This is a genomic window from Roseiconus nitratireducens (genome assembly GCF_008629675.1).
Classification (GTDB): domain Bacteria; phylum Planctomycetota; class Planctomycetia; order Pirellulales; family Pirellulaceae; genus Stieleria; species Stieleria nitratireducens.
In genome coordinates, this window is sequence record NZ_VWOX01000008.1 from 37,641 (window position 1) to 53,612 (window position 15,972).

Annotated in this window: 13 protein-coding genes and 1 riboswitch; of the genes, 9 read left to right on the forward strand and 4 right to left on the reverse strand. The window is 60.0% G+C overall.

All coding sequences use genetic code 11. The features are described from left to right. The first annotated feature begins 71 nt into the window (after positions 1 to 71). Positions 72 to 896, forward strand: coding sequence for a 3'-5' exonuclease (locus FYK55_RS14965; RefSeq protein WP_150077248.1), 825 nt, complete (start codon positions 72 to 74; stop codon positions 894 to 896). 166 nt (positions 897 to 1,062) lie between these two features. Here FYK55_RS14965 and FYK55_RS14970 read toward each other — a convergent pair whose 3' ends face one another. Beyond that, positions 1,063 to 2,925: a sulfatase-like hydrolase/transferase gene (locus FYK55_RS14970; protein ID WP_235908711.1), complete on the reverse strand. Its 1,863-nt coding sequence runs from the start codon at positions 2,923 to 2,925 to the stop codon at positions 1,063 to 1,065. Positions 2,926 to 3,206: 281 nt separating this feature from the next. Between FYK55_RS14970 and rpmG the strand changes: the two genes are divergently transcribed. Next, positions 3,207 to 3,371 carry a 50S ribosomal protein L33 gene (gene rpmG / locus FYK55_RS14975; RefSeq protein WP_150077250.1) on the forward strand — a complete coding sequence of 55 codons (165 nt, stop codon included), beginning with the start codon at positions 3,207 to 3,209 and terminating at the stop codon, positions 3,369 to 3,371. Positions 3,372 to 3,588: 217 nt separating this feature from the next. Continuing rightward, on the forward strand, positions 3,589 to 5,382 hold the full coding sequence (gene recJ / locus FYK55_RS14980) for a single-stranded-DNA-specific exonuclease RecJ (RefSeq protein WP_150077251.1): 1,794 nt from the start codon (positions 3,589 to 3,591) through the stop codon (positions 5,380 to 5,382). Between the two features lie 54 nt (positions 5,383 to 5,436). On the opposite strand, the gene FYK55_RS14985 is transcribed toward recJ, so the two are convergent. From FYK55_RS14985 to FYK55_RS14995, 3 genes are all read right to left on the reverse strand, one after another. Beyond that, on the reverse strand, positions 5,437 to 6,582 hold the full coding sequence (locus tag FYK55_RS14985; protein ID WP_235908712.1) for a thiamine phosphate synthase: 1,146 nt from the start codon (positions 6,580 to 6,582) through the stop codon (positions 5,437 to 5,439). Between the two features lie 42 nt (positions 6,583 to 6,624). Continuing rightward, positions 6,625 to 7,329 (reverse strand): SGNH/GDSL hydrolase family protein, encoded by a 705-nt coding sequence (locus FYK55_RS14990; RefSeq protein WP_150077252.1) that lies wholly within the window; start codon positions 7,327 to 7,329, stop codon positions 6,625 to 6,627. 151 nt (positions 7,330 to 7,480) lie between these two features. Further along, a complete protein-coding gene (locus FYK55_RS14995) occupies positions 7,481 to 7,900 on the reverse strand; it encodes a hypothetical protein (RefSeq protein ID WP_150077253.1) in 420 nt (139 codons plus the stop codon). Between the two features lie 519 nt (positions 7,901 to 8,419). After that, a riboswitch (cyclic di-GMP riboswitch) is annotated at positions 8,420 to 8,515 on the forward strand. Positions 8,516 to 8,675: 160 nt separating this feature from the next. Between FYK55_RS14995 and FYK55_RS15000 the strand changes: the two genes are divergently transcribed. The 6 genes from FYK55_RS15000 to FYK55_RS15025 all read left to right on the forward strand — a co-directional run bounded on the left by FYK55_RS15000 (position 8,676) and on the right by FYK55_RS15025 (position 15,844). Continuing rightward, a complete protein-coding gene (locus tag FYK55_RS15000; RefSeq protein ID WP_150077254.1) occupies positions 8,676 to 8,861 on the forward strand; it encodes a Flp family type IVb pilin in 186 nt (61 codons plus the stop codon). A 457-nt stretch (positions 8,862 to 9,318) separates the two neighbouring features. Beyond that, a complete protein-coding gene (locus FYK55_RS15005; protein WP_150077255.1) occupies positions 9,319 to 9,876 on the forward strand; it encodes an A24 family peptidase in 558 nt (185 codons plus the stop codon). Positions 9,877 to 10,137: 261 nt separating this feature from the next. After that, positions 10,138 to 11,160, forward strand: coding sequence for a Flp pilus assembly protein CpaB (cpaB, locus tag FYK55_RS15010; RefSeq protein ID WP_150077256.1), 1,023 nt, complete (start codon positions 10,138 to 10,140; stop codon positions 11,158 to 11,160). Positions 11,161 to 11,360: 200 nt separating this feature from the next. After that, positions 11,361 to 12,926, forward strand: a complete 1,566-nt coding sequence (locus FYK55_RS15015; protein WP_150077257.1) for a type II and III secretion system protein family protein — start codon at positions 11,361 to 11,363, stop codon at positions 12,924 to 12,926. A gap of 103 nt (positions 12,927 to 13,029) precedes the next feature. Further along, complete coding sequence (locus FYK55_RS15020; RefSeq protein ID WP_150077258.1) at positions 13,030 to 14,241, forward strand: AAA family ATPase; 1,212 nt, start codon at positions 13,030 to 13,032, stop codon at positions 14,239 to 14,241. 349 nt (positions 14,242 to 14,590) lie between these two features. Beyond that, complete coding sequence (locus FYK55_RS15025) at positions 14,591 to 15,844, forward strand: Glu/Leu/Phe/Val family dehydrogenase (protein ID WP_150077259.1); 1,254 nt, start codon at positions 14,591 to 14,593, stop codon at positions 15,842 to 15,844. The last annotated feature ends 128 nt before the right edge of the window (positions 15,845 to 15,972 follow it).

The following is a 15,972-nucleotide window of genomic DNA, read 5'->3' on the forward strand; positions in this document are numbered from 1 at the left end:
TTAAGCTCGCCGGACCGGGCCTCAGGATCGACCGTGGCCATTCCGATCGTCGTGACTTGGGTTGTGGATACATGAGCGAAGGCGTTGCCCATCTGGTATTCGATTGCGAAAGTATCGCCGATGGGGCATTGATCGCGAAAGTCCGCTACCCGGGCGAATCGCTTTCTCCCGAAGAGGCGATCGCGCGGTACCAGGCGGAACTGCTGGAACAGAAAGGCTCCACCTTCATCCCGCACACGTTTCAGATCCCCATCTCCGTGGTGATCGCCAAGGTCGCCAAAGACTTTCGCCTGATCGACGTCGTCTCGTTGGACGAGCCCGATTTCCGAAGTCATGTGATCACCGCGCATTTCTGGAAAGGCTGGGAAGCCTACAAGCGACCACAGTGGGTCACCTTCAACGGCCGCAGTTTTGATTTGCCGCTGATGGAGTTGGCAGCTTACCGCTACGGCATCTCCATCGCGCCCTGGTTCCGCAACGATGGCTACCGATCGCCCCGCAACCGCTACAGCACGCACGCGCACCTTGACCTTCAGGATTTGCTGACGAATTTTAGTGCCGCCCGGTTCAACGGCGGATTGAATCTGGCGACGAAACTGCTCGGAAAACCTGGCAAGATGTTTGTCACCGGCGATCAGGTCCAGGAACAATTTGCCGCCGGAGATCTGGCGGGCATCAGCGACTACTGCCGCTGCGACGTCTTGGACACGTACTTTGTCTTCCTGCGATCGATGGTGCTGACCGGGGAACTGACCCTGGAGCAGGAATTGGAGATCACCGAGGAGAGTCGGCATTGGATCGAAGCCCGCGCCGGGGATTGCCCCGCGTACGCGACCTACTTGGATCACTGGAGCGACTGGACCGATCCGTGGGAACACGATCCGGTTGATGCGTAGTGGCGCCAGGCCGTGATCGCATCGAGTCTCCCACGCGACTGTCGAGCGGGCCAACCGCAACGGGGTTCACCGTATCTTCCACGCTCAGCCGAGCGTGGCGACGACAAAGTGGCTCGGCGCTATTGCCACGCTCTGGCGAGCGTGGCCACACGCTTTTCGATCAAGCCTAAATCTCGCCGCGCAGGTATTCCAACCGGCGAACCAGTTGTCCCTTCGGATTGACGGGAATGATGAACTGGAACTTCTGGGGGTCGACTTCGTAGCCGTGATAGTCCTGCAGATAGACGATGGTATTGAGCATCCGCAATGCTTCCGGCTCGTTGGTGGCACGCGACAACGATCGATACAGGAAGCCCAGGGTGTCAACGTCGCTGTGAACGGCCAGGTACTCCACCGCCCGCATCACCACCAACGGTTCGACATCCAGCAACAGGTTTTCGATCATCGGCACCAGTGACTTGACCGAGTCGCCGAGGCTGCTGCAAGCGACCAACGCCCAATAGCGCTGCCACGGATCCTCGCTCTGCAACGCGACCTCCAACTGGGGTAAAGCGTCTTCCGGTGGGAGCAATGCCAGATTCACCGTATCGATGTAGGCGGCGATCTGGGCGATGTGCGACTGCCCAAAGGTGATGGGGTTTTCCAACGCGGAGTCGACCATCACCGCCTCGGTCAGGAAGCTCAGGTCAGGCATCGATTTGAGCCGGTCGTCCAGTTGCGCCCGCATCTGTTGCAACCGGTCGGCATGCTGCGGATCTGCCGCCAAGTTGTTGACCTCATCGGGATCCGATGACAAGTCGTAAAGTGCTTCGGCCGCCTTGGGGGCAAAGAACTGCTTGGCTGCCCCGGTCAGCTTGCCGGCGGCGTTCAACTCACGCCATTCCTGATAGGCCAACGACTTGTACCGGTAATTGTTTTGCAACGCGTCGGGATAAAACGGCTCGAAGTTGCGGATGTACTTGAAGTCGCCAATCCTCAGGGTGCGAACCAGATCATACTTTTCGTCAAAACGATCGGCGTAGCCCAGCGTTTCGTCGCGTGAATCGACCTCCGCCGGATCGACACCCGGCCCCAGAAAGGGACGACCGTCGACTTCTTCGGGTTGCTCAACGCCCGCCAGGTTCAAGACCGTCGGACCAAAATCCACGAACTCGACAAAGCCGTCCGTCCGACTGCCCAGATCGCGTCCTGCCAATTCGCGGAAGTCTTCCGGAACGCGAATCACCAGTGGCACGTGCAATCCTGACTCGTAGGCGTAGCCCTTGGACCGGGGCAACACGCCGCCGTGGTCACCGAAGTAAAACACGAACGTTTGCTCCAACACACCGTCCTGGCGTAGCTGGTCGAGCAAACCGCCAACCAAACCATCGATCTGCTGTATACGGTCGTGGTAACGGGCCCGCGTGTAGCGGAAGGTGGGCGTGTCGGGAAAGTATTTCTGCAGGTGAACACTCTCGGGATCCGTGTCCGTGGGGACGGACATCTGCTTCTCGGAAAAGTGCAGCTGACTCTCGTGCGACTGCGTGTAGGTCTGGACGTGGAAGAAGGGGGTCGACTCGGTAGGACGATTCTTCCAACTCGCTTTGCGACTGGAATCGTCCCAGACGTCGTCGCCGCGCACCGCGTTGTAGTCTTCCTTGCTGTTGTTGGTCGTGTAGTAGCCGGCCTGCCTCAGGTAGGCGGGGAACATCTTCAAACCCGGCGGCAAATGGGCGAGGGTGTGTCTGCGATGGAATTGCGTTCCAATGCGAGGCGCGTAGCAAGCGGTGATCAGGGTGGTCCGAGCCACCGAACACACCGGCGCATTTGAAAACGCGTGGTTGAAGGTAATTCCGTGGTCGGCCATCGCCTCAATTTGCGGCGCCGGGGCGCCGTTGGGGCCGAAGTGCCGAAGGTAATCCGCCGAATTGTCTTCGGACATGATCCAGACGACGTTGGGCCGCTGCGCGTCGTCAGCCGTCGCCACTGCCCCCTGGTCCGCTGCGACCCCCAGAACCAGCGCGACTGCCCAGATAGGAAAACGATTCATCAGCATGGAACCCGGTGCGTGTGTGGAAAGCGTTTGGAACGCTGCGTCGCAGCCGAGTTTAACTGGAACCGGTTCGACCGGCAGCCAGGCCGGCAGACGATGCACGCGGAGGAGGCCGGCCCGCCCGGGGGGTGCCCTTTCGCGGCTCGGCGCCCGTCGATCCAGTTCCGACGCCGGGGCAGCAAAACAAGCCTTGCCCAAAGTGGGTCGGACCGGGCATAATTCTCGGCCCGACACGCCGCTGCGCCCCAACACCCCCTTACCGATTCAATTGATGACCCATGGCGAAAAGCAAGAAAAAGGCTGAAACGATCTTTCTGGTTTGCGAAGAAACGGGCGACTACAACTACACGCTGAAGCGCAAGCCGGGCGGCGAAAAACTGCGTCTGAAGAAATACAGCCCCCGTCTGCGCAAGCACACCGTGCACGTCGAAAAGAAAAAATGACGTTTCGGGCAGGGCCGCTTTCCCGCTGCTGGGACTGAGCTGCTGGCAACTGCCCCCCGCGTTGGCGGGCCTGCTAACGCGACATGCACCCGGATGCCCCCCCTCGCCGGCCTCCGGCCTCATTGACGGATTTGTGGACCGGGGATTGCTCCCCTGACGCGAATTCACGTTCTCTTTCAGGCGAACAATCCTCTTCGGCAACCGACGGAATTCAGGGATGAAACGCAAATGGCGGATAGTGCCCCACGATTCCGCCCGGGTGGAGCAGCTGATCCGGACGTCAGGTCTGCCCCCGGTTGTCGCCCAACTGTTGGTCAGCCGGGGCGTGTACGACTCGGGTGCGGCATCGACTTTTCTGTCGACCAAGCTGACCGAGCTTCGTGAACCCGAATCCCTGCCCGGAGTCACCGTTGCCACCGATCGGATCGCCGCCGCCATCGAAGCGGAGACGCCGATCGTCGTTTATGGCGATTACGACTGCGACGGGATGACCGGCACCGCCATCCTCTACAACGGCCTGAAGCTTCTTGGCGGCAACGTCAGCTATCACGTGCCCAATCGGCTGGAAGACGGCTACGGGCTCAACGCCGACGCGATCCGCAAGCTCGCCTCGCGCGGCAAGCGGATGATCATTTCGGTCGATTGTGGGATCACCAGTGTCGCCTGCGCCGAATTGTGCAAGGAACTGGGGATCCAGTTGATCATCACCGATCACCACACGATTGGGCCGCAGCTCCCGGAAGCGGAGGCGATCGTTCACCCGCGATTGCCCGGGACGTCCTATCCCTTCGGCGAGCTTTGCGGCGCAGGCGTCGCTTTCAAGTTGGCCTGGGCGCTGTGCCAGCGAATCTGCGGTTCCAAAAAAGTGAGCGAACCGCTGCGACGGTACCTGATGCAGTCGCTGACTTTGGCGGCGATTGGGACCATCGCGGACGTCGTTCCGCTGATCGACGAAAACCGGATCCTGGTCGCTCACGGACTACGGATGCTCAGCGCCGAACCTCCACCGGGTCTGGCCGAGCTGATGCGTGTCTCCAAGCTGGACAGCGCGTCGACGCTGAACACCGAAAGTATCGCATTCAGTCTGGCCCCACGGCTGAACGCGTCGGGACGTCTTGGCCAGGCGCAATTGGGCGTGGAGCTGCTGACCGCTCCGGCCGGCGAACGGGCACAGTCTTTGGCCGAGTACATCGATCAGCTGAACAAGAACCGCGACAGTCTGCAACGCTCGGTCATGTTGGCGGCGCAAAAACAGATCAAGGAACGTTTCGACGCGGAGAACGATCCGGCACTGGTGTTGGCGGGCGTCGGATGGCACCAGGGCGTCATCGGTGTGGTGGCGGGGCGGCTGAGCGATAAATACGCCAAACCCGTGATCATCTTGTCGATGGACGCGTCAGGAAAAGCCGCGGCCGTCGGTTCGGGACGGGTCGGGGGAACCAACATCGATCTGCACGCAGCCCTGGTGGAGTGCAGCGACTGCCTGGTTCGATTCGGTGGTCACCAGGCGGCAGCCGGTTTGACCATCGACGAACGTCAGATTGATCCGTTTCGCGAAGAGTTTTGCGAAGCGGTTTCCAAACAGTGGACCGACAATTGCGTGGAGCCTGAGATTCTGATCGACGCGGAAGCACCGTTCGCGCAGTTGAATCTCAACACGATCAAGCAAATTGAAACCATGGAACCATTTGGCGCGGGAAACCCGCGTCCCACGTTGCTGTGCCAACAAGTGACGCTTCACGAACCGGCCCGCCGCATGGGCTCCGGCGATCGCCATTTGACGGTCCGGCTGAATCAAGGCGGCAAGACCATCCGGGGTGTCGCCTTCGGAGCCGGAGACTGGTGCGACGAGTTGAACGCTTGCGACGGTCCCATCCAAATCGCTTACCGTCCGGTGATCAACGAGTTCGGCGGCTACCGCCGGGTCGAGATTCACGTCGTTGACTGGAAACCGCATGCGCGAGTCCCGTCGCCCAAGTCGGGCAAGCGAAGCGGCACTGCCGTGTCGTGACATCGGCGGCAGACCCAACGAACACGGGCAACTGAAAGAATTCGACGGACGCGCTCAGCGCCCCGATTCCAATTTCCTTTTCAACCGCTGAATCTCTGCGACGGGGTCGGCCGCTGCGGTAACGGCACCGCTGACGGCAACCCGGTGAAACCCCGTTTCGGTGACTTGACCAAGATTCTCAGCCGTGATGCCGCCGATTGCGAAGGCGGGCAGCGGACGTGTCTTGTCCGCGGCGTGCACCTGTCGCAAGAACTCCGGACCGGCAAAAGAATCAAACTGCTTCGTCCGACCGGGAAAGGTCGGACCGCATCCGATGTAGTCGGCGCCCTGGTCGATCGCCGCGTGGACTTGCGTCAGGTCGTGCGTGGACACGCCGACCAATCGATCCGGCCCCACCAACCGCCGCGCCACGCCCGGGGGCAACTCGTCCTGTCCGACGTGCACACCGTCCGCATCGGTCGCGACGGCCAAATCGGGGCGATCGTTGATGACGAACAGCGCATCGGATTCCGCGGCAACTTTTGCTCCGATCAGCGCTCTTTGGTACAGCGTCCGGTCGTCGGCGGCCTTGTCACGCAGCTGAAAGATGTCCACGCCGGCTGCGGCCCACTTCCGGATCGCCGTCAGGAAGGCTTCTTCATCGCTCATGCAATCGATCAGCACGTACAGCCGTGAATCAGCCAATCGCTGCAACCGCTGTCCAACCCAGGACTGAAGTTCCACGTCTCGGTGCAGATTGTAGGCCCGGTACCGGATGGCTTCGATGTCGCGACCAAACGCCGGGTCGACGATTTTCCCGTACTCCTCCAGCACTCGCAGCGACTGCTGGACCCGTTCGATCGCAGCGGTGATCACCGAGTCGGTGGTCTTGCGATGGTACTCCGAAACGGTTTGCGCCGATGCGCCGACGTCACTGCTGGCGTCGCGCGCGGAAACCAGTTGGATACGAGGCAACCGGGCCAGCGCCTGGGCAAAATCGTGGCGAAGCTGTTTCGCCGCGGCCACCAAGGTTTTGTTTTCCAGCCCAAACCGGACGAACTCTTCCAGCGTGCGGAATCCCTCGTTCGCTCGATTCGCCGAGGCATCCAAGATGCGATAGACGGCACGAAAAGAATCGTCGACCAACTTCTGGTATCCCGCACGTACGAAAGCTTTGATGTGACGAAACGGAAAGTCGATCCGCCGCCTGACGCGGCTCACGACGCCGCATCGATATTTTTGAGGTTCTGGTTGGCTCGGCGATCAGTTTCGTGAGTCAAGCGCTTTCAGGACCACCTCGGCAACGTGTTCGCCCAGCTTCTTGGAGCCTTCCGGCGTGTAATGAACATTCTTCGGACGCTGCAGATCGGAAATCGATTCCGCGTACGCAAAGAACGGGTCCGTCTGAATGCCACCGACTTTGGCGATCGCATCCGCAGCTGCCGCGTTGTATCGGGCGGAGTCGCCGGAGATCCGCCCCGCAGCTCCCTGGGGAACCGGTGACGTTTCCCGCCAAATCACGATGCCCGCCGACTGCTTGATCCGTTCCGCCAGCTTCGCAATGTTGGCCTGGTATTCTTCGATCGGAACTTGACGATGAGATCCCGCCGCTTTGGGATCCGCCAGGTTCTCGCCGCCAGGGCCCATGAATTTGAGATCGTGCAATCCGAAATTCCAATGGACAACATCCCACTTCCGATCCCCAAGCCAGGAATCGATGTTTTCCAATCCGCGCGTCGTGGGGCCGCAATTGGTCGCGGGGCGAAAGACGTTGGCCTTGCCTTTCATTGCTTCGCGGGCATCGACCATGTAACCGATCGAGATGGAGTCGCCAATCAACAGCACGTTGGGCAGGCTGGGATCGACTTTGGGATCGGCAAAGGCTGGATTCTGTCGTTGCTGGGCGGTGGCAGCAACAGCCATGGAAACGGTCATCGAAGCCAGGACGGCCAATCGAAGAAGTGACATCTGGGGAGCTCAAAACAGCGGCAAGGAGGGGGCGATCTGCCAACACGCGGCAAATCGATCGGCCCTATCTTATCCGCTGACCGATTCAGATTGTTCGCAACGTTCGTGTTGTTCGCAACGTCGGCGGCCGATCAAGTTTCGGCGTGCCGACTCAGCGGCTCATTCCGGGGCCCGCGGCGAACGGATTCTGCTGTTCCTGGCCGACCGTTTCCTCACCGACAATCGACTCCGGGCTGACGGTGAAAGACAGCAGGTGGGTGCCGTAGCGGTTTTCGTAGATGTGGTGGCTCGTGATGCCCGCTTTGGCAAATACCTGAATCTCGTCGTTCTTCTTGATCATCTTGTCGGCAACTTCACGCAGTTTCTGACGTCCGGATCGGCGACACAAACGCGTTCCCTCATCGTTGACTTCGTACCAGAAATCCAGCTTCCCCGAAGGATTCTCCTCGATCCTTCGAAGAATCGTGTACTGATCCAACTTTTTGGGCAGCTGGGCGCGGGCCTGCCGAAGCGATCCCTCCAGGTCAATCGAAACCTCGTTGCCAGCCGTTTCGTTTTCATCCGATGTCATCGCCGCCGGTTGGCATCCAGTCAGACCAACAAGGCAGACGATCACGAAAAGACACCGGGGGATTGAATTGCGCATCTGTCGGACAACCAAGGGAATTGAGATGAGGTTCCTCGAGAAACCTCTCTTCGGGGTTTGCCAATGCATCAGGGTGAACAGTGCATCAGGGTGAACCGGTGCATCAGGGTGAACCCGGCGTCACCCGCGCGGGCGATCAAGCAAAGTTAGATCACGATGGCGTAAAGGCAAACTTCGCGTCGATCGAGACCGCTGCGTCCTGACCCAGAAGTCGATTGGGTGACGCGAATCGGCCTTGTAAAAGGCTTGCACGGGCCGTGGAGACGGCGCATGCGTTACGACCGCGCCAACCGCGCGCTCGACGCAGCCAAACAGGATTGCCCAATCCGACTTTTTTGACTCGATCGCTTTTTGACATACGGTCCCTGTTAGAGAGCGAGTCACGACGACCCGCTGCTGGGAATGGGGCCAACGAAGGCCACCAAATTCCCAGTCGGCCTGACTCCCAGACAAAGGCAAACCGTCCGAGAGGGCGGGGCGCAAAGCTACGGGTCCGTGGGTGAATCGATCGGTTCGCCTCAGGATTGCCGAGCTGCCGAGGGAAGGTTTCACGACGCGGAACATCGCGGTGTGGAAAACCATGGCAAGTCAATCGGAGACGCGGCTGCTTTTTCCAAGGGATCCTATTCACGTTGAATCGGCCCGTTTAATCATCGTTGGGATCTCTCCGTGGCGAGAGTCCCTACCGAGGAGTTGAATAATGAAAAAGTTTGCTAACAGCATCGTTGAGTTCTTGAAGGAAGAAGATGGCCCGACCGCAGTGGAATACGCTGTGATGTTGGCCCTGATCGTCGTCGTTTGCCTGGCTGCAATCGGTACGGTCGGAAGCAGCTCGAAAGCGAAGTTCGAGGAAGTTGGTAACGCGATTGCCGGCACCACCCCGTAATTTGGCTTCTGGCGGAACTTCCTCGGAGATTCCGTCGTGATGCTTTGAGAGATTCTCGGCGTTGGGCCGGTGCGATGTTGTCCTTGCATTCGCACCGGCCGCGTCGAGTTCTTTTTGCGCTCCGCACGGCCTTCGGCACCGCGGCGCCCCTTACCGGCTCGATCGAGTCCCCGCGCAGGATGGAAGTGTGAACTATCCACTGATCCCAACCGACGCTGCAGAACATGTCTGGCAGCTCTCGTGCTGCTTCATCACTTTGCTGTTTGCGATGTTCAGCTGGATGCTGGGCCCCCGTTAAAGACGGTCCAGGCTGCCGAACGTTCGCCCGCCAAACATTTGACCCTCGGTTCGTCCGCGATTTTCGCCCCGCGAAGCATCACGCTGACGCAGGCTGCGACCGGTTGAACCTGCCTCCCACCCTTTCATCCTTTCGAACAAACACACGGGGAACACCACCATGGAAATGTTGCTCCAGGGTATCACCGAAAACTGGACGGTCTGGTTCGTGACCGTCGTCCTGATTGTTGCCGCCGTCATCGACGGGGCGATCCTGAAGGTCCCGAACTGGTTGACCTTTCCCTTCATCATGTGCGGCTGGATCCACTGGACGCTGCAAGACGGCGTCAGCGGCCTGGGCTGGAGCCTGCTGGGCACGTTCGTCGGCATGATGCTGCTGCTGGTCCTGCGGAATGTCGGCGGGATGGGCGGTGGCGACGTCAAGCTGCTCGCCGGCGTCGGCGCCTGGCTGGGCACCATCGTGACCCTGTACGCCTTTGCCGCGACCGCGATCGTCGGCGGAATCATGGCCGTTTTCATGATCTGGAAGAGTGGCAACTGGACCAAACACTACGCCATGGGCATGCAGATCCTGGAGGAGTGGAAAACGGTTCGCAACCCTTCCAAGCTGTCAAAAATCGCGCGGGAACGTAAGCCAACGATGTACCTGCTGCCCTACGGAATCCCCATGGCGATCGGCTCAATTGCATATTTTGCCTATGCGGGAATGCTCGTCTGAACGGAACGGATGTCCAGAACCGGGGTCTGCCGACCCCGGTTTTTTTACCCATCCTCCTTAACCGCAAGCTAAGTCTGTCAAGTTGCGGAAGCTTTACGCCCTGGCGTCTTTTTTTCGAATGCACTGCCGTTGAGCCTTCCAGAGGATGCAATGTAGCGGCGCGGTCGCCGTTGCCGAGTCAACCGTTGGGTCGACAGCCTCCTCCCAGCTCAGTCCTCCACACCCGAAACGCTATTCACTGGCTTCGGCCAGGCTATCGTCATGCGAAACAAATCACTTTTCTTGTTGCTTGCCGGCATTTGCGGCACCATCGCTGCCATCGGCGTCGGACAATGGATGCAGGCACACAACGACACAGGCACCCTGGAAATGGTCGAAGTCTTGGTCACCACCCAAGCGATCGACGCCGAAGAACAGATCACGCCGGACAAATTGCGTTTGGAGCAATGGCCGGCCGACCGGATCCCCAAAGGCGCGTCCGCCGACCTGACCAAATTTGACGGCCGCTACGCCAAACAGCCCCTGTTCGAGGGCGAACCGATGCTGGACCAAAAGCTGATGAATGAACTGAAGGACCTGGTGGTCCCGCAGGGTTACAGCGTGGTTTCGTTGCCGGCCGGAAACGACGGCACCATCAACCTGGTTCGTCCCGGAGACCGCGTGAACATCCGCGGCTTCTTCACCAAAGGACAAATGTTTCCCCGGGACATGGCACTGGACGTGCTGACCGGTGTGAAGGTCTACGGTGTCGACGGGATCACCAAATTTGAAGACGACGTGAAACGCTCCCGCTCGGCCCGGAACGTCCAGCTGCTGATCCGCAAAGCCGATGTCGAAGCCTTTGACTTCGCCAAGAAGCTCGGCGACATCTCGATCTCTCTGGGCAGCCCCTCAACGGAGGACACGAGCATTCCCGAGGGAGAGGCGAGCCCCGCCGCACTGGCGTTCCTGACGGACTTGCAGGAATATCGCGCAGAACAGGAACGTCTTCGCAAGATGGCCGAAGCCGAACCGCAGGTTCAAGAAACTGTGGCTGCTACCAAAAAACCTCGAAAGGCGACGTTCCGGATGACGAAAATGGTCAACGGTCGTCTGATCGAATACGAGTGGGCCGATGACGATGGATTGCCGCGTGTCGTTGGTGACACCGGATCGCTCGACTCACCCGGTGAAGACATCGGTACCGACGTTACGACACCCGAAAAGGATCTTCGTTTTCCCTCCTCGGATGATTACCTCCGCGGAACCGAGAGCCCCTTCTTCGCTCCCAGCAGCGAAGAGTAAGGCACCCGCTGGCGGGCAACCGATTGCCCAACAGCAACCAGTAACTCTGTCGCCCACTCCCGCGAGGCGGCGGCAGAGTTTGACCCAACCCTTTTTTACCCGACGTTACTCGCAACGAACCGACCTGAACGAAGGCACTCGCCGAGGTTCATGAAGTTCCGGAACTTTCCGGGATACGGTTCTGCAAGGATGCACCTGCGATGGAAATGTTTCAAAACGCGGTCCGCCCAGCCGCCCTCTCTCTCGTCACCCTTCTCGCAGTCATCTGTGCGGTCGACCCTGTCGGCGCCCAGGACGCGGAATCGCAACTCACGTCGGCGGCGGCTGCCAACGCGGTGAATCATACGATCACCGAGCCCGTCGAACGGATGCAGATGCTCGTCAAATCGAGCAGCATCCTGACGTTGGACGCGAAGATCCCGCGTTTCCAGGTGCACAACGAGGAGGTCCTTGGAGCGACGCCAATCTCGCAGAACCAGCTGCAGGTGTTCGCAAAAACCCCCGGCACCACGCAGATCAATCTGTGGGATACCGAAGAAAAACAATACACCGTCGACATCACCGTGATTGCGGATGCCCGCGAAATCGAAGGCGTGCTGTCGGCTCAACTGCCCTTGGCCACGCTGAAGGTCATGCCGGTCAACACGTCGGCCATCGTCTCCGGCTACGTGACCAGCGTGGACGACGTCGACCGCGCCATCGCAATCGTCGAACAGTACTATCCGACGGTCGTTAACAACATCCGCGTTGTCGGTGTCCAGCAGGTCTTGCTTCACACCCGAATCATGGAAGTTTCGCGAACCAAGCTCCGTCAGCTGGGTGTGGACTTCGGTTGGGCGGACGGATCCGACTCCATCATCAGTGCCCCCGGTGGCCTGAACCCGGCGTCAGTGACCAACATCTTCAGCAGCGATGAATTCACCGCACTCGTGCAGGCCCTGCGTCAGCAGAGTTTGGTGAAGTTCCTGGCCGAGCCGACCGTGGTCGCGACCCACGGACGCCCCTCACGCTTCACTGTCGGTGGCCGCGTCCCCTACGTCGTTGTTTCCGGGAACGGAACGCCCACCGTCCGCTACGAAGAATTCGGCACCTCGGTCGACTTCCTGCCGTTCGTCGTCGGCCCAGGCCGAATCCGTCTGGAAGTGCGTCCGGAAGTGAAAGAAGTCGATCCGTCGTTGCAAATCCGGTTGGAAGGAGCCGCGATCCCCGGATTCAACCAACGCTACGTGGAAACGGCCGTCGAACTTCAAGCCGGACAAACCTTCGCGATCGCCGGTTTGCTGCAAAGCCGCTCCGAGGCCACCACCAATGCCACCCCGTTGCTTGGCGAACTGCCGGTCATCGGAGCCTTCTTCCGCTCGGTCAGCGATCGACGCAACGAAGTGGAATTGCTGATCACCGTCACGCCTGAACTGGTCGACGCCATGGATCCCTACCAGGTTCCCCGCGGTGGCCCGGGTCTGAACAGCATGCCGCCCAACGACCACGATTTGTACATCGACGGTCACATCGAAGTCCCGAACCTGCTTGGCGGCGACGGCTGCACGATGGAAACCGGTGTCAACGGCACCTCGATGCTCCACAACAGCATCATGCAACAAGGTGCCATGCCGGGACACGACGGATTGATGAACGCTCCCAACGGAATCCCCTACGGAGCAACCATCGAACCCGGACACGGTTTGCCCGAAGGAGCCATTGTCCCCGGCGATACGCCGACCGTTGTCGGCGAAGGTGTCACCGTCACCACACCTGACGTTGAATGATGCCCCAGCGAATCCGTCAACGGGCACGGATCGGCCAATGCCCGGCCAGCCCGTTGACGTACCAACCGTGGATCGAACCTGAGCGACCGGAAAAGAATCAACGATGAGTAACGTGCTTAGAATCGCATTGGTTGACCCCAATGATGAATCACGCGATTCGCTGAAGTCCATGCTGCTTAGCATGGACACCGTCTGGCTGGAAGCCGACTGCTCGCGTTACGAATTCTTTCCGGAAGTGATCGAACAGACCACGCCGGACGTCGGGGTGATTTCGCTCGACAGCGACTCGGAGAAGGCCATCGGTCTGATCGAACGGCTTGTCAAAGATGTTCCCGACACGGTGATTCTGGCGATGAGCGAGAGCACCGACGGTCACCTGATCCTGCAGACGATTCGGGCGGGTGCCCGTGAGTTCCTGACGCTGCCACTCTCACGCGGCGATCTGTCGGCGGCCTTGCTTCGCGTGGGTCAGCAAAAATTCGGAACGGCTGACGGGGGCAACCGGGGTTGCGAAGTGATCGCCGTTGCCGGAGCCACCGGTGGAGTCGGGTCGACCAGCACCGCGGTCAACCTGGGCTGCATCATCGCATCCGATACACGCAACAGCGTGGCCTTGCTGGACCTCGACATGGCCCTGGGCGATGCCGATGTGTTCCTTGATGCCCTGCCGGATTACACGCTCGCCGACGTCGTCCAAAACGTTTCGCGACTGGATATCCAGCTGCTGAAACAATCTCTCACCAAACACTCAAGCGGGTTGTACCTGCTGCCGCGACCGGTCGAACTGCACGACACGACCGACATCACCGAAGAAGACATTCGTCGCGTGATCGGTTTGCTGAAAGCATCCTTCAGCCACGTCGTGATTGATCTTTCCAAGACCTACAGTGCGATCGACCTGGCCGCCCTGGAAGCCGCTTCCCGTGTGGTGCTGGTCACCCAGCTGGACCTGCCCTGCCTGCGGAATGTCGTACGGCTGATGATGAGTTTTGAAGAGATCGAGGGTCTGTCCAGCAAGGTCGACATCGTGGTCAACCGGGCCGGGCTGGAGTCCGGGCAAATCAGTCTGAAAAAGGCCAAAGAAACGCTGGGCCGTGAAATCTTCGCCTTGCTGCCCAACGACTATCGAACCATGGTCGAAGTGCGGAACAACGGCGTCCCGCTGATTTCACAGGCCCCCAAAGCCGAGATCACGCAGGCCATGCGGGACCTGGCGACGAAGCTGCGCGGCGAAGACGACTCGCAAAACGCGGGCCGCTCCAAGTCGAACGAACGCAAATGGAAGATGTTCTGGCCGGGCGCCGCCAAGACTTGATTGTCGGCGGATCTCTCCGGCGGTGCGTGATGTCCCGCCCGCGGCTTTCGATCCGTGTCTTTCGGGCAGTCGCATTTCGCCCCTCGTGACGTCCACTCCTTGCCGGCAATCAAATTGCTTGGGAGGGCCCGAGAACCGTGCCCCGATTCCGTGGGCACCCGCGGCGGATGTTGTGCGGCGGCACCGCGAGATTCGTCGCGTGGATTATGCTGTTGAATGATGGCAGCCGCGATTCCGACCGCGGGTGCGATCGCCGGGCTGGCGCCGCCGCCTGAACGACCCTTGGATTTGCACCCGCTAGCGAACCCGGCGCTCCACGGAGCGCCGCCCGCGCCCCGAGAGAAACATCATGTTGGAAGCTAGCCACGTTTATTTCCATCAGGCCGCCGACGTGCTGGAATTGCCCAAACACCTCCGCGGCATTTTGTTGGCCCCTTTTCGTGTCATCAAAGTCGTGGTGGTCACTGAAGGCGACGACGGAAAACTAAAGCACCACCATGGATTCCGCGTCCAGCACAATCGCGCACGCGGCCCGATGAAGGGTGGCTTACGCTATCACCCGACGGTCGATGAAGAAGAATCGACGGCGCTCGCGAATTTGATGACCTGGAAAACGGCGGTCGTCGACGTGCCTTTCGGTGGTGCCAAGGGTGGCATCGACTGCGACCCCCACCAGCTGAGCGAAAAGGAGCTGGACAATATCACGCGAACGTTTGTGGGTCAGGTACAGGATGTGATCGGACCGACTTTGGACATTCCTGCCCCGGATCTGAACAGCAATGCGAAAGTGATGGGATGGATCATGGACGAGTACTCCAAATTCGCCGGCTTTTCACCCGCGGTGGTGACCGGAAAACCACTTCACCTGTTCGGCGCCGAAGGCCGCGAAGAAGCGACAGGTCGCGGCGTCATGGTGGTCCTGGAAGAAGCGTTGAAAGACCAAAAACGATCTTTCGAAGGCCTGACGGTCGCGCTGCAAGGCTTTGGCAACGTGGGCAGCTTCGCGGCGCGCCTGATGGCGGAAAAGGGAGCCAAGATCGTCGCCGTCGGAGATCATGCCGGCGGCGTCAGCAACGCCGAAGGACTGGCGATCGATTCGCTATTGGACTGGGCGCGGCGCCACGGCACCGTGAATGAGTTCCCCGGGGGCGATGCATTCAAGAGTGACGACGTTCTGACGTGGGATGCGGACGTCCTGATCCCGGCCGCCCTTGGAAATGTCTTGACCGGCGACAATGCATCCGATGTGCGCGCCAAGATCATTGTCGAGGCCGCTAACGGTCCGACCACGCCGGAGGCGGATCACATTTTCAAGCAGCGCGGGATCCTGGTGATTCCAGACATCCTTGCCAACGCCGGCGGCGTCACGGCCAGCTACTTCGAATGGGCACAGAACATCCAACAGTTCCGCTGGGAATTGGATCGGAGCCGCGCCGAGCTGACCCGCATCATGCAAAAAGCCTATCGGGCGGTCGCCGAAATCTCGCGACGCTACCAGGTCGATTTGCGGACCGCTGCCTTTGTGCTCGGTATCCGACGCGTCGGAGAAGCGGCGATCTCGCGCCGCTGCTACACGGAAGTCAACCACCTGTCGGCCCTGTAGATCGTCGGCATCGACCGACGCGACACTCGATAGCAATCGACGCCCTGGATTCGAAGCCGGATGCCGGGCGCGTCATTCTCTGCCCGCGGCACACCCTCTTTCTCGGCGGATCGGCGATCTGGCGTTCA